Origin of the sequence: Arthrobacter sp. C9C5, assembly GCF_013359735.1 — a bacterium.
In the GTDB taxonomy this organism is placed as follows: domain Bacteria; phylum Actinomycetota; class Actinomycetes; order Actinomycetales; family Micrococcaceae; genus Arthrobacter.
Genome location: NZ_JABFMX010000012.1, coordinates 46815 through 65958 on the forward strand (window position 1 = coordinate 46815; position 19144 = coordinate 65958).

Genomic DNA, 19144 nt, shown 5'->3' on the forward strand with positions numbered 1-19144 from the left:
CCGACGACGCCGATGAGGGGCTTGACAAGGACCCCGATCTGACTCTCAGGTAACAAAACGGTTACTCTTAAAGCTACGTGTCCGCTGATGATAGGTAATATTTTGCGTTTCAAGACTGCAGTTGCACTTGTGCTGCTCGGCCTCCTGACACTGCTGGCCGGGATCGGCCAGAAGACGGTTTGGGCTCCGGCCGAGACCGTCACCGCCACCGCACCCACGGGCGGCACAGCTGCCCCGTTGACCGTCTTCGACGAGAAACTGCGCACCCTGCACGGCGGCACGGTGAAGATCCAGGTCAAGGGGGAGGGCAACTTCATGCTCGCCGCCGGCCGCCCGGACGATGTCGATGCGTGGGTGGGGAAGACCGCCCACAACACCGTGTCCGGTGTCTCGGACGACGGCAAGTCGCTGCAGCTTGACCACGCCGACGGCGACGCGAAGGCGCCGTCCCCGGCAGGCTCCGACCTGTGGGTCACCACGGAGAATGCCAATGGCGAACTGGACTACTCCTGGACGGCGCCGGCGGACGGCGACTGGGCCCTGCTGCTCGCCTCGGACGGCTCCAAGGCCGCCCCCTCGTCGATCTCGATGACGTTCCCGAATGACACGTCCACTCCCTGGGCCGTTCCGTTCATGGTGCTGGGCGGCCTGCTGATCCTCGCCGGCGCGGCCTTGCTGTTAATCAAGCGGGAGAACGAGAGCAACACCGACGACGGCGGTGCCGCCGGTGGCTCCGGCGGGGGCACTCCGAAGGGCAGCTTGTTTGCCCAGCGCGCGCGGGCCAAGGCCAAGGCCAAGGTCGCTGCCCCCAACGCCGGCGGTGCCCCGGGCGCCGCTCCGGCCCGCGACGGCAGTGTTGAACGCGTTGTTGCCCCGTCGGCCTTTCGCCGCCGCTCCGGTGCGGCGGTAGCGTTGCTGACCGCCGCCGCGGTAGCGGGCACGGGCGTCGCGGCGCAGGCCAGCCAGGCTCCCTCGCCGTCGCCGAGCAGTTCCTCGTCCTCGGCTGCCGGCCAGGCCGCCGATGCTCCGGTCCTGCTGGACGCGCAGTTCCGCCGCATCCTTGAGCAGGTCGCCAGCGCCGTCGACGCCGGCGACGCGGCCAAGGACGCCGCCAAGCTTGCGCCCCGCGTAGGGGCGACCGAACTCGAGGTGCGCAAGCAGAACTACAAGATCCGTTCCCGGGTGGGCAGCTATGAGCCTCGGATGCCGGTGCGCTCCACGAAGCTCCTCACCACGGTGGTCAGCAATAAGCGCAGCTGGCCGCGCTCCGTCATGGCTGTGACGCAGGGTGACGGCAACGTGGTCCCGCAGCTGCTGACCCTCGTGCAGGCTGCCCCGCGGGAGAACTACAAGCTGGTTGCGGCCACTCCGCTGCAGCCGGGCACCACCTTCCCGGGTATCAACCGCGGGGGCACCGAGACCTTGGCTGCCTCGGACAAGTCCGGGCTGCTGTACAGCGGCCAGGAAGCGCTGTCCGGGCTGGCCGACCGGCTGACCAAGGCCGACTCCAGCTTCAAGGACAAGCTCACGGAAGGGCAGTCCTCGCCGTACATTGCTGACACCCTGGCGTACCAGAAGGACGTGGTGAAGTCGGGCACAAACGGCAAGTTCAGCTTCAGCCACAAGGTTGTTCCTGAGGACACCGTGGTGTTCCGCACCGCCGACGGCGGCGCCCTGGTCCTGGGCCGGCTGGACTTCGCCTTCGACGGGACGCCGAAGAACTCCGGCGACAAGCTGACGATCGGTAACGACGCCGCGGCCCTGGCCGGAGGCAAGGAGACGAGCACCGGGATGGTCCTGAGCTTCGCCGAAGCCGTGGCCGTCTATGTCCCGCCGACCGGTTCGAAGGACCCGATGAAACTGGTTGCCGCCACCCGCGGCCTGATCGGGGCAAAAATCAAGTAGCCTCCAGCAGGACACAGCCCGGCTGACGCCCTGGCCGGAAGCTCACGGCAACGACCGGGCCGCAATCGCGGCCCGGTCGTTGCTGCGTGCGGCGTAGTGGATAGAGTGGAGCTATGACTTCGCCAGCTTCCCGCCCGGTCCCTCCAGCTGCCGCCAACCCGCTCAACCTGCGCGGCGCCGTCGACCTCTCCTCGCTGAAGCAGCGCCCCGCGCCGCCGGCGGGCGCCGGGGCGGGACGGCCGCCGGCCCCCGGAGCAGGCGCGGCCGGCGCGGGCGCTGGTGCACCCGACGGTGGCTCCGCCGGGACTCCACTGCGGGTGGACGTCACCGAGGCCAACTTCCAGGAGCTCGTGGACCTCTCCGCCCAGGTTCCGGTGGTGATTGCGCTATGGGCCAACTACTCGCCCGGGTCCGCGCAGCTCGTGGATGCGCTGGAACAGATCGTCGAAAGCTACGAGGGACGGCTGGTTCTTGGCGCCGCCGACATCGATGCATTCCCCCAACTCGCGCAGGCCTTCCAGGTGCAGGCCGTTCCGACCGCCGTCGCCGTGGTCAAGGGCCAGCCCGTGCCGCTGTTCCAGGGCGGCGCCGAGGAGCAGCAGGTGCGCAGCCTCTTTGACGAACTCCTCAAGGTGGCGGCGGCCAATGGCGTGACCGGCCGGATCGGCGCCGGCGGCCCCGGCGCGGCCGAGCCCGAGGCTCCGCCGCTGCCGCCCCTGCACCAGAAGGCGTTCGACGCCATCGAAGCCGGCGACTATGACGGCGCTGCCGCGGCTTACCGGCAGGCGCTGACCGAGATGCCCGCCGACGCCGAGGCCAAGGCCGGCCTGGCGCAGGTAGAGCTCATGGGCCGCCTGCAGGCACTGTCGGCCGCAGAAACGGACGCACTCCGCGGCCGTGCCGCCGAGGAGCCGGACAGCCTGGAGGCCCAGCTCGCCGTTGCCGACCTGGACATTGCCGGCGGCCACGTCGAGGACGGCCTGGGACGAATCGTGACGTTCATCGGCCGGAACTTCGGCCCGGAACGGGAAACCGCCCGGGTGCGCCTGCTTGAGCTTTTCGACGTGGTGGGGACCTCCGACCCGCGTGTTGCCAAGGCCCGGCAGAACCTCGCGCGGGTGCTGTTCTAGTGGGCTCGGCGCTGTTCACCCCGCTGGAGCTGCGCTCGCTGCGGCTGGAGCACCGCGGCTGGGTCTCCCCGATGTGCCAGTACAGCTGCGAACCTGAGACCGGTGAGGGCGTGCCCAATGACTGGCACCTGATGCACCTCGGCTCCTTCGCCACCGGCGGAGCAGCCCTGATCCTGACCGAGGCGGCCGCCGTCAACGCGGCCGGGCGGATCAGCCCCCGGGACGCCGGCCTCTACAACGACGCCCAGGCCGAGGCATGGCAGCGGATTGTCTCCTTCGTCCACCGCCACGGCTCCGCCAACGCCAAGATCGGCACGCAGCTGGCGCATGCCGGACGCAAGGCGTCCTCCTACTGGCCGTTCTCCGGCAAGACCGGCACAGTGCCCGCCTCCGAGGGCGGCTGGAGCACCCTGGGCCCGGGCACCGGCGCCTTCGACGGCTATGCCCCGCCGTCGGCCATGACAGAGCAAGAGATCGACGGCGTGATCGCCGACTTCACCGCCGCCGCGGTCCGGGCTGTCGGCGCCGGCTTCGACACGATCGAGATCCACGGCGCCCACGGCTACCTGCTGCACCAGTTCCAGAGCCCGCTGGTCAACGACCGGACCGACAGCTGGGGCGGGGACGAGGCCGGGCGCAACCGGCTGACCCTGGCCGTGATCGACGCCGTCCGGGACGTCATCCCGGACTCGATGCCGCTGCTGCTGCGGATCTCCGCCTCCGACTGGGCCGAGGGCGGCATCGACGCCGAAGCCTCGGTGCGGTTGGCCCGCGCAGCCGGCGAACACGGGGTGGACCTCGTGGACGTTTCCAGCGGCGGGGCCGTGGCGCACCAGTCGATTCCGGTCGGCCCCGGCTACCAGACCGGATTCAGCGCCCGGATCCGTCGCGAAGCCGGTGTACGGACCGGCACTGTGGGGTTGCTGACCTCGGCAGGACAGGCCGAGCACGCAGTCGCCACGGGGCAGGCCGATGGCGTGTTCATCGCCCGTGCCGCGCTGCGGGACCCGCACTGGTGGCTGCGTGCCGCGTTCGAACTGGGCCACGAGCTGGCCTGGCCGCCGCAGTACGAACGCGCCATCCCGCGGCACACGTTTTAGGCGGCCGCGGCGGTTAGTCTAACGTCATGACTTTCGAACGCCCGCACCCGCGACCCCCAGTCCCGGCGCTGGCCCTGCGCGGGCTGGCCAAACGCTTCGGCACCAAGATCGCCGTCGACGGCATCAGCCTCGACGTTCCGACCGGCTCCTTCTACGGCATCGTCGGCCCCAACGGCGCCGGCAAGACCACGACGCTGTCGATGGCCACCGGGCTGCTGCGGCCGGATTTCGGCACCGCCCTGGTCCACGGCGTTGATGTCTGGCAGCGTCCGCTGGAGGCCAAGAAGCTGATGGGAGTGCTGCCGGACGGTGTCCGGCTCTTCGACCGGCTGACTGGCGAGCAGTTGGTGAGCTACGCGGGCCTGTTGCGCGGCATGGACCGTGAGGTGGTGGCGTCGCGGGTGGCGGAGCTGCTCGCTGCCCTGGACCTCAGCCAGGACGCCGGCACGCTGGTGGTGGACTACTCCGCCGGCATGACCAAGAAGATCGCCCTGGCCTCGGCGCTGATCCACGCGCCCCGGCTGCTGGTGTTGGACGAGCCGTTCGAATCGGTGGACCCGGTCTCCGCCGCCAACATCCGTGACATTCTGGACCGCTACGTCGCGTCCGGGGGCACGGTGATCGTCTCCAGCCACGTCATGGACCTCGTGCAGCGGATGTGCGACCACGTCGCCGTCGTGGCAGCCGGCCGGGTGCTGGCCGCCGGCAGCGTCGACGAGGTGCGCGCCGGCGAGTCGCTGGAGGACCGCTTTGTCCAGCTGGTGGGCGGCCGCAGCCACACGGAAGGGCTGGAATGGTTGCGCACCTTCTGAGGCTCAAGCTCACCCTGCTGCGCAACAGCCTCCGGCGCAGCCCCTGGCAGTTGGTGGGCCTCGGCATCGGGGCGCTGTACGCCCTGGGGATTGTGGGGCTCGGTGTCGCCGGGCTGCTGCTCCTGCGCCAGGCCGACGTCGCGACGGCCCAGACGGTGGTGGTGCTGGGCGGCGCGGCCGCGGTCCTGGGCTGGGCGGTCATCCCGATTGTGGCGTCGGCGGCGGACATGACGCTGGACCCGGCCCGGTTCACGACCTTTGCGGTGCCGATGCCGCAACTGCTGGCAGGCCTCGCGCTGGCCGGGCTGATCGGCATTCCGGGGGCGGCGACGACGCTCGTTGCGCTGGCCACCGTGGGCACCTGGTCCCGTGGCTTCCTTGCCGCGGCCGGTGCCCTGGCCGGCGCGGTCCTCGGCGTGCTCACCTGCGTCGTGCTCTCCAGGGTGGTCACGGCCGGCACGGTGAGCCTGGCCAGCTCCCGGCGCTTCAAGGACGTCAGCGCGGTGGCGTTCCTGATCCCGCTGGTGTTGATGGGGCCAATTGTTGCCGGCGTCGCCCGCGGGATCGCCGGCAACGCCGGGTTCGTGGCTGAGCTTGCGCGGTTCCTCGAATGGACGCCCGCCGGGGCCGCGTGGGCCCTCGGCGGAGAGCTTGCCGCCGGCCACTATGGGCCGGCCGCGCTCAAGCTGCTCATCGCCGCCGCCACCCTGGCGGCCCTTGCCCTGTGCTGGAAGCTCCTGCTGCAGCGCGCGCTCGTCACACCGCCCTACGCCGGCACCGCAAAGAAGAAAGCGGCCGGGCTGGGGCTGTTCGCCCTGGTTCCGGCCACCCCCACGGGAGCGATCGTTGCGCGCTCGCTGAGCTACTGGCTGCGCGATCCACGCTACGCCGGCGCCCTGGTGGTGGTGCCGCTGCTGCCGGTGCTGCTCTTCTTCCAGGCCAGCCAGACCGGGTTCTACGGGATCCTGCTGTTCGTCGGTCCGCTGACCGCCTTCCTGCTCGCCTGGTCCATCGCATCGGACGTCTCCTACGACAGCACGGCCTTTGCCCTGCACGTCTCCGCCGGCGTGCGCGGCCTGCACGACAGGCTCGGAAGAGCCGTGGCGTGCCTGGTCTTCGCTTTGCCAGTGGTGCTGGTCTTCAGCGTCCTCCCGATGTTCTTTACCGGCGACTGGACGCTGTTGCCCGGCATCCTCGGCCTGGCCCTGGGCGTGCTGTTCACCGGGCTGGGTCTGTCCTCCGTGGTCTCGGCGCGCTACACCGTGCCCGTGCCGCTGCCCGGCGACAGCCCGTTCAAGAAGCCGCCGGGCAACGTGGCACAGACCCTGGCCGTGCAGTTCGGCGGCATGGCGGTCCTGCTGCTGCTGGTGAGCCCGGAGCTGGTGCTGGTGGCGCTGCAGCTCGCGGGCGGCAGCGCGGTGGCGGGTTGGATCTGTCTGGTCCTCGGGCCGGTGCTGGGCTTGGCCCTGTTCATCGCCGGGGTGCGGCTGGGCGGCAAATGGTTCGATTCGCGCACCCCGGAACTGCTGGCGCAGCTGGCCGTCAACCGCTGACCGGGTCTGACGGCCCGGGCCGTGGGTGCCGGAGTGGGATAGCCTGCCGTCATGGAGGTCGTCATTCTTCCCGGCGGCAGGCCGATTGCCGCCCTCGCCGCCGACGCGATCGAGACCCTGCTGCGGCGCAAGCCCGATGCCGTCCTGGGCCTGGCCACCGGATCGTCGCCGCTGCCGGTGTACGAGGAGCTCGCGCAGCGGCATGAGCGCGGCGGCCTCGACTTCGGCCGTGCCCGCGCCTTCATCCTGGACGAATACGTCGGGCTCCCGGCGGGGCACCCCGAGTCCTACCGCGAAGTCATCCGGCGCGAATTCACCGGCCGCGTGAACATCAGCCCGGACAACGTCCGCGGACCAGAGGGGGAGGCCGACGACATTCCCGCGGCCTGCCGGGCGTACGAGGACGCGATCCGGGCCGCCGGGGGAGTGGACCTCCAGCTCCTCGGGGTGGGTACGGACGGACACATCGGCTTTAACGAACCGGGGTCCTCGCTCGCGTCCCGGACCCGGATCAAAACCCTGGTTGAGCAGACGCGGCGGGATAACGCCCGCTTTTTCGGGAGCCTGGCCGAGGTGCCGCACCACGTCCTCACCCAGGGACTCGGGACCATCCTGGACGCCCGGCACGTGATCCTCCTCGCCACCGGGGCGCAGAAGGCACAGACCGTCCGCGACTTCGCCGAGGGACCAGTGGCCGCCATCTGTCCGGCGTCTGTCCTTCAGCTGCATCCCCACGTCACCGTCCTCCTGGACGAGGCGGCGGCCTCCTCGCTCCGACTCGCCGATTACTACCGGCACAGCTACGACGGCAAGCCGCGCTGGCAGGGTCTGTAACAACGGCGACGGCGTGCCCGGAGGGGCGCCGAGCGCCACCGGAGGGCCCCCGGCGCGCCGGCATTCCGTCCGACGCCGGAAGCCGCCGTCGCGATTCCGTCCGTACCAGCGGCTAAGATGGATGTCATGACCAGCATGACGGATCCCATGACGAGTGCCCTGGAAAACGACCTGGAAAACGACCCGATGCGTGAGCTCTCCGGAGCCGGGACGTCGACGGCTACGATTGAGCGCGAGGAACTGCGCCAGGAAGTGGAGCCGGGCGACCGGGAGCGCTTCTCGCACTACGTGCGCAAGGAAAAGATCATGGAATCCGCCCTGTCGGGTGAACCCGTCATTGCCCTTTGCGGCAAGGTGTGGACGCCCGGCCGCGATCCGAAGAAGTTCCCGGTCTGCCCGGAGTGCAAAGAGGTCTATGAGGGCCTCCGCCCGGGCGGCGACGGCGGAGACTCCGGGAAATAAGGCCTTCGACATAGGCCACCCGCAGCGGGCTGGATCCGTTGCGGCTGCCGGCGCCGTGCCGGCACTGCCGCCCCGCGCTGCGGGATCCGCCGCGCTCCTGCTGTCCGGTTCATCCGAAAAAGATTGGTGTTTTTGTGCTTAATTGGGTTTCTCCGGAACCGGCTGCCGTGCGCGGAGGGGAGGACTCCTAAGTGACAGAGACACTCTTTGGCGGACCCGTGCTGCCCCCCGCATATCCCGAGCGGGCCGCGTGGGGTACCGCCCCGAAGCTGCGTGCCTGGCAGCAGGAAGCCCTGGACAGCTATTTCAGCAGCCACCCCAAGGACTTCCTGGCGGTCGCCACCCCCGGCGCAGGCAAGACCACCTTCGCGTTGCGCGTGGCCTCGATGCTGATCGAGGCCGGCGTGGTGAACCGGGTGACCATCGTGGCCCCGACAGACCACCTCAAGCGCCAGTGGGCCGATGCCGCCGCGAAGGTGGGCATCGCGATCGACCCGAACTTCAAGAACGCCGACGGCCAGCACGGCCGCGGCTTCATCGGCGTCGCGGTCACCTACGCCCAGGTGGCCAGCAAGCCGATGCTGCACCGGGCCAAGACCGAGGCGGCGCGCACGCTGGTGATCCTCGACGAAATCCACCACGGCGGCGAAGCGCTGTCCTGGGGCGACGGTCTGCGCGAGGCCTTCGATCCCGCGGCCCGGCGCCTGTCCCTGACGGGTACTCCGTTCCGTTCGGACACCTCGCCGATCCCGTTCGTCGAGTACGCCGAGGACCGCGACGGCATCCGTCGCTCCAAGGCCGACTACACCTACGGCTACGGCAAGGCCCTCCGCGACCACGTGGTCCGCCCGGTGATGTTCATGGCCTACTCCGGCCAGATGCGCTGGCGGACCAGCGCCGGGGACGAGATGGCGGCCTCCCTCGGCGAAGCCGCGGTCACCAAGGACATCACGTCCCAGGCCTGGCGGACGGCATTGAACCCGGCCGGCGAGTGGATCCCGGCCGTGCTGGCCGGGGCGGACAAGCGCCTCAGTGAGGTGCGGCGTACCGTGCCCGACGCCGGCGGCCTGGTGATTGCCACCGACCACGACGACGCGCGGGCCTACGCCGGCCAGTTGAAGAAGATCACCGGCGAATCACCCACCGTCATCCTCTCCGACGACGCGAAGGCCTCCAGCAAGATCGAGGAGTTCTCGGCCGGCGACAAGCGCTGGATGGTTGCGGTCCGCATGGTCTCCGAAGGCGTGGACGTCCCGCGGCTTTCGGTCGGCGTCTACGCGACCTCGACGTCGACCCCGTTGTTCTTCGCCCAGGCCGTGGGCCGCTTCGTTCGTGCCCGCAAGCGCGGCGAGACGGCGTCGGTGTTCCTGCCCTCGGTGCCGCAGCTGATGGCGCTGGCTAACTCCATGGAAGCCGAGCGGGACCACGCCCTGGACCGCCCGGAGAAGGAAGACGCCGACGGGCTGTTCAACCCCGAGGATTCGCTGATGGACGAGGCGAACCGCGAGGAGAAAGCCTCCGACACCCTGATGAAGGGCAAGTTCGAGGCGCTCGACTCGCAGGCCTCCTTCGACCGGGTGCTGTTCGACGGCGGCGAGTTCGGGACCGGCGGCGAGGTGGGCTCGGAGGATGAGCTGGACTTCCTCGGGATTCCCGGCCTGCTCGACGCCGAACAGGTCGGCACCCTGCTGCGCCAGCGCCAGCACGAACAGCTCAACCGCAAGAACAAGCGCGCCCCGCAGGGGGACGCTTCGCGGGCCGGAACCGTCGAAGCGGCGCCGGCCGTGCCGGACCACCGGATGCTGATGGACCTGCGCACGGAGCTGGCCAAGAACGTCGCGGCCTGGTCCGCACGGACCGGGACCCCGCACGGCGTCATCCACACCAAGCTGCGGACCGTGTGCGGCGGCCCGGCCGTGGCCCAGGCCAACGAAGAGCAGCTGCAAACCCGGCTCCGGAAGCTCCAGGACTGGTTCATCGGCCGGAAATAGGCGGCTGCCGGCGGCCGCCGCACCGGCCAAGAAGACCGGATGCAAAAAGGGACCGGCGTGACCGGTCCCTTTTTTGATGCATTATTGTTGGCGTGCCGCCGCTGCTACCGGGTCCCGCCGCAGGTCTGCGAGAGCTTCTGGCCCGCCGCGGTGTACTGGGCCTTCAGTTCTTCCAGCTTGGCCGTGTCCGGTTCCTTCTTGGCGGACTCGTCGAGGTAGTCCAGAATCGACTGCAGCGGCGCCTGCAGCTCCTCGGAGGCGGTCGCCTCGATGGGGCGGATCTGGTTGGCCAGACGCGTCATGCCGAACTTGTCCGAGCTGGAGGTCGGCGAGGAGGTGATCGCCTTAACGCGGGAGCAGGTTTCCTCGCTGGTCATCTTCGGGGCCGAGCAGGCGGCTGCGCCAAGCAGGGTCCCGGCAGCGATCAGGACGGTCAGGGTCTTCTTCATGGTGTACTCCGGGAATTTGCGGGTCCGACGTTACTGGCAAGGATTCCGAGTCTACTGTGCGGCTCGAGGCGGCGACGAGCTCAGGCGATGTCGACGCCGCCGAACTCCATCTCCGCAAAGGCGTCGTCGAGATCCTCGGCGATCCCCACCGTGAGCCCGCGCAGCACGGTGACGGAGTAGCCGGCCTGGACGGCGTCCAGGGCGGTGGCCTTCACACAGTGGTCGGTGGCGATGCCCACGACCACCACCTCCTCGACGTCGTGGCTCTGCAGCCAGTCGTCCAGGCCGATGGCATCCTCGCCAGCGGCGAAATCGCTGCTGGCTGCGGCACCGGCGGCGCCGCCTATCGGCAGCGAACCGGGCGCACGGTCGCCGGTGGGGACGGCGTCATCCGGGGCCAGCAGCCCCTCGAAGCCGGAGTAGGCCGCGGTGAACTGTCCCTTGCGGAAGTAGGCCTGGATGTATTCGGTGTCCAGGTCCGGGTGCAGCTCCGCGCCGCGGGTGCCGGCGACACAGTGCGGCGGCCAGCTGTCGACAAAGTCGGGCTGCTCCGAGAAGTGCGCGCCCGGCTCGATGTGCCAGTCCTGGGTGGCCACGACGTGGTCGAACTGCCCGTGGTGGGCGTCGACATATTCGCTGATCTCGGCCGCCAAGGCCGCTCCGCCCTCGACCGGGAGCGCCCCGCCCTCGCAGAAATCGTTCTGCACGTCAACGATGATCAAGGCACGTGACATTCAGTCCTCCTCGTAGATGGTGGGGATGGCTGCTTCGCCGCGCTGGAGCCGGTTGACCACGGCCGGGAGCTCCTTCATGCTGTCCGCGTGGCGCTGCCGCGCCCGCACGACGCCCTCGGGCCCGGTCCAGCCGGGCAGCAGCTCGCCGTTCTTGATGAACTGCTGCAACAGCTGCCGGTCGTTGCCGTCGTCGTCCGGGTGGTGCCCGATGCCGACGATTTCCTGGCTGGCGGTGCCGCGCTCGTTGAGCCTGCGCAGCGCGTATTTGCGCCCGCCCTTGCTGGTCTTGTTCTTGGCCGCCTTGGCTACCGGAACGAAGGCGCCGGAGTCGTCGGTGCGGCTGACCAGCTTGTAGACCATGCTCGCCGTCGGCGCGCCGGAGCCGGTCACCAGCGAGGTGCCTACGCCGTAGGAGTCCACCGGGGCCGACTGCAGTGCCGCAATGGCGAATTCATCGAGGTCCGAGGTGACGATGATCCGGGTGTTCTCGTTGCCCAGCTGGTCGAGCAGCTGCCGGACCCACTGGGCCTGCGCCACGAGGTCGCCGGAATCCAGCCGGACCGCGCCCAGCTTGTCGCCGGCCAGTTCGACGGCGGTCCGGACGGCCGCTTCGACGTCGTAGGTGTCCACGAGCAGCGCGGTGCCGGCACCCATCGAGGCGATCTGTGCCTCGAACGCCTCGCGCTCGGTGTCATGCAGCAGGGTGAAGGAGTGGGCGGCCGTGCCCACCGTCTTGATCCCGTAGCGCCGGCCGGCCTCGAGGTTGGAGGTGCTGTCGAAGCCGGCGATCACGGCGGCGCGTGCGGCCGCGACGGCGGATTCCTCCTGGGTCCGGCGGGAGCCCATCTCGACGCAGGGCCGGGCGCCAGCGGCCGTGATCATGCGGGAGGCCGCGGAAGCGATGGCGCTGTCGTGGTTGAGGATCGAGAGGATGTACGTCTCAAGGATGCAGGCTTCGGCGAAAGTGGATTCGACGATCAGGATGGGGGAGTTGGGGAAATATGCCTCGCCCTCGGCGTAGCCCCAGATGTCGCCCGAGAAGGAGAAATTGGCGAGGTACTCCAAGGTTTCCTCGTTGACCACCTTGGTCCGGCGCAGGAAGTCGATCTCGGCGTCGCCGAAGCGGAAGTCGGCGATCCCCTCCAGCAGCCGACCGGTGCCCGCCACGATACCGTAGCGCCGGCCGTCCGGCAGCCGCCGCGCGAAGGCTTCGAACACCGACTTGCGGTGGGCGGCACCGGAATGCAGCGCGGCCTGCAGCATGGTCAGCTCGTAGTGGTCGGTGTACAGGGACGTGCGGGGATGGTCCCAGCCAGCTGAGGTACTCACAAATTCACTCTAGTGCGCCTCCCCATAGAATGGACAGATGACCCTCAGCGTTGCGCTCGGCCCTGACACCCAGGAGAGCACCCAGACCGGAACAGCGTCGTCGACCGACGTCCTGACCGCCCCGGACATCCCTTGGAACCTCGTGATCTGGAATGATCCGGTAAATCTGATGAGCTATGTGAGCTACGTGTTCCGCAGCTACTTCGGCTATTCCGAGGCGAAGGCCAACAAACTAATGCTGGAGGTCCATAAGAAGGGCCGCTCCATCGTGGCGCATGGCAGCAAGGAGCAGGTGGAGCAGCATGCAGTGGCGATGCACGGCTACGGCCTGTGGGCCACCGTGGAGAAGGCCAGCAGCGGCCACGGCGGCAACGGATCAGGCAAGGGCAAGGGAAAACGTGGCTAAGGCTTTCAAATACGGGCTCAAGGGCATCACGGGCTACCTGGAGCCGGCCGAGCGGGATCTGCTGCGCAGTCTTTTCGACGACGTCATTTCCATGCTGGAGCCGGAGGAACGGGCCAACCAGGATCCGCTGGCGGCGCTGGTCGGGCTGGACACCGAGGCCCGCGAGCCGTCGGACCGCGCACTGCGCCGGCTGCTGCCCAACGTCATGAAGGACGACGACAAGGCCTCCCTGGAGTTCCGCCGGTACACCGAGCGCTCGCTGCGGGAGAGCAAGATCGGCGCGTTGAAGGCTGCAGCCCTCGGCCTGGACAAGGACGAGCTGGTGTTGACGCCCGCGGACGCCCGGCACTGGTCCACCGCGCTCAACGACGTCCGGCTGGTGCTCGCCGAGCGGCTCGACATCCGGGACGACGCCGACGCCGAGCACGTCCACCGGATGCAGGACTGGTCGCAGGCCGAGGACGTGGAAAGCTACCTGGCCCTGGTCTACAACTTCACCACCTGGCTGCAGGAGTCCCTGGTCCAGGCGATGCTGGCCTCGCTTGAGGCCTGAGGCCGGCCGGCTCCTTTAGGACGCGTGTTCGTACCCGATGAGCCAGTGAAGTCCGTGGCGATCGATGACCTGGCCGTCCGAAGCGCCCCAGGGCTTCGGCGAGAGGGGGTCGACTACTTTGCCGTCTTCCGCGAGCCGGTCGAACCACTCGTGCAGAACCGCCGGTTCGGCCGTCCCCAGCAACGAGAGCATCACGCCTTCGAGCCGGACGCTCTTCTCGCCGGTTGCCGCATCCGATCCGGCCAGAGCGACGGCGCCGTCGAGCATTCCGTGGGCGATGGCGTCAGGCGGGCCGTCGCTGCGGTTGAACTCCGCATAGGTAAACAAGGTAACCTCGCCGCCGAAGACGTCCGCGTAGAAGCCGAGTGCTTCACGTGCCGTTCCGGGGAAGCTGACATAGATCTGCAGTGCCGTCATGTGCACATCCTACGAAGTCGGATATCCGACGACCATCAGCTGATGCTGGCGCCGCGTGTGACCCATTAGACACGAGTTGCTCGACACAATGTGATGGCCGCGCCTATGGCGAAGCCCTATCCTCGAATAATCATGACTTCAGCATCGAGCACGGATCCGGCAGCGGAAGCTGCGGCGGAGACCGCAGCGGGCAGCACCGGGGATTCCCGGCCGGGGGAGCGCCCGATCGGCGTCTTCGATTCCGGCGTCGGAGGCCTCACGGTGGCACGGTCGATCATTGACCAGCTGCCCAACGAATCCATCCTGTACGTCGGCGACACCGCGCACGGGCCTTACGGTCCGCTGCCCATCGCCGAGGTCCGCGCCAATGCGCTCGGCGTGATGGACGAACTGGTCGATTCCGGCGTCAAGCTGCTCACAATCGCCTGCAACTCCGCTTCCGCCGCCGTGCTGCGCGACGCGCGCGAACGGTATACCGCCCGCTACGGCATCCCGGTGATCGAAGTGATCCAGCCGGCCGTCAGGCGTGCGGTTGCGGCCACCCGCAACGGCCGCGTCGGCGTGATCGGGACCTCCGCCACCGTGGGCTCCCGCGCCTACGAGGACACCTTTGCGGCAGCACCGGACCTGGACATCACCTCGGTGGCCTGCCCGGCCTTCGTCTCCTATGTGGAGGCCGGCATCACCACCGGGCCGGAACTGCTCGCCGTCGCCCGCGAATACCTGGCCCCGCTCACCGCGGCCGGCGTGGACACCGTGGTGCTGGGCTGCACGCACTACCCGCTGCTCACGGGTGTGATCTCCTTCGTCCTTGGTGAGGACGTCACGCTGGTGTCCAGCGCGGAAGAAACTGCCAAAGACGTGTACCGTGCGCTAGCGTCGCGGGGCCTGGAGCGCACCGGCACGACCGCCCCGGAGTACAACTTCATCGCCACCGGCGACGCCGCGCAGTTCGAGCACCTCGCCCGCCGTTTCCTCGGCCCCGAGGTCCTCAGCGTCCGCCACGTGGACCACGTGGCCGCGCAGTACCCCACCGGCAGTCTCGCCCGGATCACCCCGGAAATGATCGCCGCCGCGCAGGCCGGCGCCGGCCGGCCGCGGATCTCCAACTTCGTATCCTCCGATTTTGTCGCCTCCGATGCTTCGCCGCTGGCCGGCCTCCGGAGGTCCGGCCTGTGAAGCTGACTATCGTGGGCTGCACCGGGTCCTTTCCCGGGCCCGGCTCGCCGGCGTCGTGCTACCTGCTGACCGCGCACGACGGCGAGCGGAGCTGGAAGATCGTACTGGACCTGGGCAGCGGCGCCCTTGGCGCCATCCAGCGGTACACCGACCTGGAGGACATCGACGGGATCTTCCTGACCCACCTGCACCCCGACCACTGCATGGACCTGTGCGGGCTGCACGTCGCGGTGCGCTGGAAGCCGGGCGGCTGGGGACGCGGCCGGATCCCGGTCTGGGGACCCGCCGCCACCGCGGACCGGATGGCCACCGCCTACGGCCTGGATCTGGACCCGGGCATGCACGAGGAGTTCGATTTCAGCAACTGGTCCGAGCGCAAGCCCGTGGCCATGGGCCCCTTCACCGTGACCCCGTTCGCGGTGAACCACCCGGTCGAGGAGGCCTACGCCCTGCGGGTGGAGGTCACCGAACCGGACAAGGACGGCACCCCGGTTACCCGGGTGCTGGGCTACTCGGGAGACACCGACTCCTGCGGCGGCCTCGAGGACGCGGCCCGGGACGCGGACCTGTTCCTCTGCGAGGCGGCGTTCGAGGAAGGCCGCGACGACGGCATCAAGGACGTGCACCTGACCGGCAAACGCGCCGGCGAAGCGGCCGTGGCCGCCGGGGCGCGGCGGCTGCTGCTGACCCACATCCCGGTCTGGACATCCCCGACCAAGGTGATGGCCGAGGCCAAGGAGGTCTTCGGCCAGCACGTGGCCGTTGCCGTCGCGGGCGTGCACTACACCGTCTGAACGGCCGTTCGAGGGAAGAAGCGCACCTGCCAAGTCGATATGCTGGAAGGCATGACTTCCGAAGCCCTTACTGCCCCCGTCATCCGCGCCGATGGCCGCACGCCCGACCAGCTCCGCCCTATCAGCATCACCCGTGGCTGGTCCAAGCAGGCTGAGGGCTCCGCCCTGATCGAGTTCGGCAACACCCGGGTGCTCTGCACGGCGTCGCTGACTGAAGGCGTGCCGCGCTGGCTCAAGGGCGAGGGTCGCGGCTGGGTCACCGCCGAATACGCCATGCTGCCGCGGGCCACCAACACCCGCTCCGCCCGCGAGTCCGTCAAGGGCAAGATCGGCGGCCGCACGCACGAGATTTCCCGCCTGATCGGCCGCTCGCTGCGCTCCATCATCGACACCAAGGCCCTCGGCGAAAACACCATCGTGCTGGACTGCGACGTCCTGCAGGCCGACGGCGGCACCCGCACGGCCGCCATCACCGGCGCCTACGTCGCCCTCGCCGAAGCGATCCGCTACGCACGCGAGAACAAGCTGATCGCCCGCAACGCGCAGCCGCTGATGGACACCATCGCGGCCGTCTCGGTGGGCATCATCGACGGCGTGCCGATGCTGGACCTGCCGTACGTGGAGGATGTCCGCGCCGAGACCGACATGAACGTCGTGGTCACGGGCTCGGGCAAGTTCGTCGAGGTCCAGGGCACCGCCGAGGGCGCGCCGTTCGACCGCGACGAGCTCAACAAGCTGCTGGACCTGGCCCTGCTCGGCACGGAGCAGCTCGCCGCCATCCAGCGCGAAACCCTGGCCGAGGCCCCGTGAGCGACGCTCCGTCAAGTAACCAGCCGAACCCGCCGGTCCTGGTCCTCGCGACCCACAACCAGGGCAAACTGCGGGAACTGCGCGAGCTGCTGCGCGGCCAGCTGCCCGGACTCGACGTCGACACGCAGGTGGTAGACGCTGGCGCCGTCGGTGCCCCGGACGTCGCCGAGACCGGCGTGACCTTCGCTGAGAATTCGCTGCTTAAGGCCCGGGCGGTGGCGGAGGCCACCGGCCTCGTCGCGATCGCCGACGACTCCGGCCTGGCGGTCGACGTCCTGGGCGGCGCCCCGGGCATCTTCTCCGCCCGCTGGGCAGGCCGGCACGGGGACGACGCCGCGAACCTGCAGCTGCTGCTGGACCAGCTTGCCGACGTGCCGGACGAGTACCGTGGCGCGGCCTTTGTCTGCGCGGCGGCACTCGCCGTGCCGGGCCTGGCCGGCGAGGAAGCGCGCGAAGTGGTGGAGTACGGCCAGCTGGAAGGCACGCTGTTGCGGGAGCCGCGCGGGGCGGGCGGCTTCGGCTACGATCCGGTGCTCCAGCCGAGCGGCCTGGACCGCAGCTGCGCCGAACTCAGCCCGGCGGAGAAGAACGCGATCAGCCACCGCGGCCACGCCTTCCGGGCGCTGCTGCCGGCGATCGTGGAGGCCCTGGCCGGCAGGTAGCGTCTGCCTTGGTAAACGCAAAAAGGATGGCGCCCCACAGTGTGGGGCGCCATCCTTTTGGGCCGGACTGCTTGTCCCGTAGCGGGCGCTACGGCGTCTTGCGCTCTTCCTCGGGCTCGTGCTCCTCGATGAATTCCTCGACCAGCCCGGTGCCGTACTTTTCGGCCTGGCGCCTGGCGATGAGGCCGCGGATCACTTCAATGCCGATCGGGATGACCGAGAGCAGCACGATCGCGATGAAGATAATGTCCAGGTTGTCGCGGACCCACGGCACCTTGTCGCCCAGCAGGTAGCCCAGCAGGGTCACGCCGCCGCCCCACAGCACGGCGCCGATCACGTTGTAGATGAAGAACTTGCGCTTGCTCATCTGGGCCACGCCGACGATCACCGGGACAAAGGTCCGGATGATGGGGACGAAGCGGGCCAGGATCAGCGCCTTGCCGCCGTGCTTCTCGAAGAATGCGTGGGCGCTTTCGACGTTCTCGCGCTTGAACAGCTTGGAATCGGGCTTGTTGAAGATGGCCGGACCGGCCTTGGAACCGATCAGGTAGCCGGCCTGGTTGCCGATGATCGCGGCAACGACGATCAGCGCGGCAAACGCCCAGATATTGAACTTGATCGTGTCCGTCGCGACGAGCAGCCCGGCGGTGAACAGCATCGAGTCACCCGGCAGGAAGAAGCCGATCAGCAGCCCGGTTTCGGCGAAGATGATGCCGCAGACCAGGACCACCACCCACGGGGCGAGGGCAGGGTCGGCCAGGAAGACCTGGGGGTTGAGCCAGTCGGGCAGGAACGAGGCCAGGCGCGGCTGGACCGGTCCGGCGCCTCCGAGGGTGGTCACGGCGAAGTCGTGCAGGGTGTAAGGGTTCACCTATCTAGGGTACTTGACCGGGTGCGGCCGGTTCCGGCGCTAAAGTTGGAGCGTGGGTTTGGACTTTACAGCGATCGACTTTGAGACTGCGAACGGCTTCCGCGGTTCGCCGTGCGCCGTCGGCCTGAGCAAGGTGCGCGGCGGCGTCGTCGTCGAAGAGGCCTCCTGGCTGATGCGGCCGCCCGCGAACCACGACGCCTTCGACCACAACAACGTCCGCATCCACGGCATCCGGCCCGAGCAGGTCGCCGGCCTGCCGCGCTTCGGTGAACTGTTCCCCGAGATCGGTGCCTTCATTGGCGACGACGTGCTGGCCGCCCACAACGCCGCCTTCGACCTGGGCGTGATCCGTTCCGGCCTGGAGGTCTCCGGACTGCCCGGCCCCGCCTACGACTACGTCTGCACCGTGATGCTGTCGCGGCGCTGCTACTCGCTGGTGTCCAATTCGCTGCCGTACGCCGCCGAGGAGGCCGGCGTGCCGCTGCTCAACCACCACGACGCCGCCGAGGACGCCCGGGCGTGCGCCGGCATCCTGATCGACATCGCGGCCCGCAACGGCGCCGCCAGCATCGCGGAACTGTACCTCTCGCTGGGGCTGACCGTTTCCCGCCAGCCTGCCTTCGATCCGCGCCGCGACCCGCTCTCCAAAGCCACCCGGTCCGCCCTCGAGGCGCTCGCCGCCGGGCAAGGCCCGGCTCCGGCGGCCCGCGCGTTCCGTCCCGCCTGGCCGGACGAGGGCGCCAACCCCGTGCCCAACGCCGGGGCCGAACCGGACCACCCGCTGTTCGGGCAGACCGTGGTGTTCACCGGGGAACTGGCGATTCCGCGGCCCGAGGCGAAGCTGCGCTCCGCCGAGCTGGGAGCCCGGCCCGAGAGCCGCGTCACCGCCCGCACCACGGTGCTGGTGGTGGGGGACGGCTTCGTCGCGACCGACCTGCGTTCGGGCCGGCTGACCGGCAAGGCGCGCCGGGTCCTGGAACTGCATGACCGCGGCCAGCGGATCGAGGTCCTCTCCGAGGGGGAGTTCCTGCAGATGGTGGGCGGCCACATCGCTGCCGCGGCGGCCCAGGCCGGCTAGGAGCTCCGCTCGCCCGCAGGTCATACGGCGCAACAATCATTTCGCCCGGGGTCGGTCCGCTCATAGCCTTAATCG

At 69.2% G+C, this 19144-nt stretch carries 20 protein-coding genes; 15 read left to right on the top strand and 5 right to left on the bottom strand.

What is annotated here, in order from left to right; all coding sequences use genetic code 11:
• Positions 1 to 87 precede the first annotated feature (87 nt).
• The 8 genes from HNO80_RS10920 to HNO80_RS10955 all read left to right on the top strand — a co-directional run bounded on the left by HNO80_RS10920 (position 88) and on the right by HNO80_RS10955 (position 9787).
• Entirely contained in the window at positions 88 to 1905 is a 1818-nt protein-coding gene (locus HNO80_RS10920) for a DUF8094 domain-containing protein (protein ID WP_175322883.1), read from the top strand.
• A gap of 113 nt (positions 1906 to 2018) precedes the next feature.
• On the top strand, positions 2019 to 3035 hold the full coding sequence (locus HNO80_RS10925) for a tetratricopeptide repeat protein (RefSeq protein ID WP_175322884.1): 1017 nt from the start codon (positions 2019 to 2021) through the stop codon (positions 3033 to 3035).
• Positions 3035 to 4135 (top strand): NADH:flavin oxidoreductase/NADH oxidase, encoded by a 1101-nt coding sequence (locus HNO80_RS10930; protein WP_175322885.1) that lies wholly within the window; start codon positions 3035 to 3037, stop codon positions 4133 to 4135. Before HNO80_RS10925 ends, HNO80_RS10930 begins: the two co-directional genes overlap by 1 nt.
• A gap of 26 nt (positions 4136 to 4161) precedes the next feature.
• On the top strand, positions 4162 to 4947 hold the full coding sequence (locus HNO80_RS10935) for an ABC transporter ATP-binding protein (RefSeq protein WP_175322886.1): 786 nt from the start codon (positions 4162 to 4164) through the stop codon (positions 4945 to 4947).
• Positions 4929 to 6500 (top strand): transporter, encoded by a 1572-nt coding sequence (locus HNO80_RS10940; RefSeq protein ID WP_175322887.1) that lies wholly within the window; start codon positions 4929 to 4931, stop codon positions 6498 to 6500. Before HNO80_RS10935 ends, HNO80_RS10940 begins: the two co-directional genes overlap by 19 nt.
• 51 nt (positions 6501 to 6551) lie before the next feature.
• The gene (gene nagB, locus HNO80_RS10945; RefSeq protein ID WP_175322888.1) at positions 6552 to 7334 is read left to right on the top strand and encodes a glucosamine-6-phosphate deaminase; all 783 of its coding nucleotides are present in this window, start codon (positions 6552 to 6554) and stop codon (positions 7332 to 7334) included.
• A gap of 126 nt (positions 7335 to 7460) precedes the next feature.
• Complete coding sequence (locus tag HNO80_RS10950; protein WP_502707843.1) at positions 7461 to 7796, top strand: DUF3039 domain-containing protein; 336 nt, start codon at positions 7461 to 7463, stop codon at positions 7794 to 7796.
• 191 nt (positions 7797 to 7987) lie between these two features.
• Positions 7988 to 9787, top strand: a complete 1800-nt coding sequence (locus HNO80_RS10955) for a DEAD/DEAH box helicase (protein ID WP_175322890.1) — start codon at positions 7988 to 7990, stop codon at positions 9785 to 9787.
• A gap of 104 nt (positions 9788 to 9891) precedes the next feature.
• On the opposite strand, the gene HNO80_RS10960 is transcribed toward HNO80_RS10955, so the two are convergent.
• The 3 genes from HNO80_RS10960 to HNO80_RS10970 all read right to left on the bottom strand — a co-directional run bounded on the left by HNO80_RS10960 (position 9892) and on the right by HNO80_RS10970 (position 12299).
• Positions 9892 to 10236 (bottom strand): hypothetical protein, encoded by a 345-nt coding sequence (locus HNO80_RS10960; RefSeq protein ID WP_175322891.1) that lies wholly within the window; start codon positions 10234 to 10236, stop codon positions 9892 to 9894.
• An 80-nt stretch (positions 10237 to 10316) separates the two neighbouring features.
• The gene (locus HNO80_RS10965) at positions 10317 to 10970 is read right to left on the bottom strand and encodes an isochorismatase family protein (protein ID WP_175322892.1); all 654 of its coding nucleotides are present in this window, start codon (positions 10968 to 10970) and stop codon (positions 10317 to 10319) included.
• A complete protein-coding gene (locus HNO80_RS10970; protein WP_349627336.1) occupies positions 10971 to 12299 on the bottom strand; it encodes a nicotinate phosphoribosyltransferase in 1329 nt (442 codons plus the stop codon). It abuts the gene before it with no gap.
• 37 nt (positions 12300 to 12336) lie between these two features.
• Here HNO80_RS10970 and clpS point away from each other — a divergent pair, with 37 nt between their 5' ends.
• Both clpS and HNO80_RS10980 read left to right on the top strand, forming a co-directional pair.
• Positions 12337 to 12705 carry an ATP-dependent Clp protease adapter ClpS gene (gene clpS, locus HNO80_RS10975; protein WP_175322893.1) on the top strand — a complete coding sequence of 123 codons (369 nt, stop codon included), beginning with the start codon at positions 12337 to 12339 and terminating at the stop codon, positions 12703 to 12705.
• Positions 12698 to 13258, top strand: coding sequence for a DUF2017 domain-containing protein (locus tag HNO80_RS10980; protein WP_175322894.1), 561 nt, complete (start codon positions 12698 to 12700; stop codon positions 13256 to 13258). The genes clpS and HNO80_RS10980 overlap by 8 nt, the downstream gene beginning before the upstream one ends.
• Before the next feature lie 15 nt (positions 13259 to 13273).
• Here the strand turns inward: HNO80_RS10980 and HNO80_RS10985 are convergent, their stop codons facing one another.
• Positions 13274 to 13675 carry a VOC family protein gene (locus tag HNO80_RS10985; RefSeq protein ID WP_175322895.1) on the bottom strand — a complete coding sequence of 134 codons (402 nt, stop codon included), beginning with the start codon at positions 13673 to 13675 and terminating at the stop codon, positions 13274 to 13276.
• 93 nt (positions 13676 to 13768) lie between these two features.
• Between HNO80_RS10985 and murI the strand changes: the two genes are divergently transcribed.
• From murI to rdgB, 4 genes are read left to right on the top strand one after another with little or no spacing between them, the layout of a single operon-like run.
• Positions 13769 to 14854 carry a glutamate racemase gene (gene murI / locus HNO80_RS10990; protein WP_249777297.1) on the top strand — a complete coding sequence of 362 codons (1086 nt, stop codon included), beginning with the start codon at positions 13769 to 13771 and terminating at the stop codon, positions 14852 to 14854.
• Positions 14851 to 15648 carry an MBL fold metallo-hydrolase gene (locus HNO80_RS10995; RefSeq protein WP_175322896.1) on the top strand — a complete coding sequence of 266 codons (798 nt, stop codon included), beginning with the start codon at positions 14851 to 14853 and terminating at the stop codon, positions 15646 to 15648. Before murI ends, HNO80_RS10995 begins: the two co-directional genes overlap by 4 nt.
• A 51-nt stretch (positions 15649 to 15699) precedes the next feature.
• Positions 15700 to 16458, top strand: coding sequence for a ribonuclease PH (gene rph, locus HNO80_RS11000; RefSeq protein WP_217500816.1), 759 nt, complete (start codon positions 15700 to 15702; stop codon positions 16456 to 16458).
• A complete protein-coding gene (gene rdgB, locus HNO80_RS11005) occupies positions 16455 to 17120 on the top strand; it encodes an RdgB/HAM1 family non-canonical purine NTP pyrophosphatase (RefSeq protein WP_175322897.1) in 666 nt (221 codons plus the stop codon). The genes rph and rdgB overlap by 4 nt, the downstream gene beginning before the upstream one ends.
• Positions 17121 to 17208: 88 nt before the next feature.
• Here the strand turns inward: rdgB and HNO80_RS11010 are convergent, their stop codons facing one another.
• Entirely contained in the window at positions 17209 to 17976 is a 768-nt protein-coding gene (locus HNO80_RS11010) for a VTT domain-containing protein (protein ID WP_175322967.1), read from the bottom strand.
• Between the two features lie 67 nt (positions 17977 to 18043).
• Here HNO80_RS11010 and HNO80_RS11015 point away from each other — a divergent pair, with 67 nt between their 5' ends.
• Positions 18044 to 19069 (top strand): 3'-5' exonuclease, encoded by a 1026-nt coding sequence (locus HNO80_RS11015; protein WP_175322898.1) that lies wholly within the window; start codon positions 18044 to 18046, stop codon positions 19067 to 19069.
• Positions 19070 to 19144 lie beyond the last annotated feature (75 nt).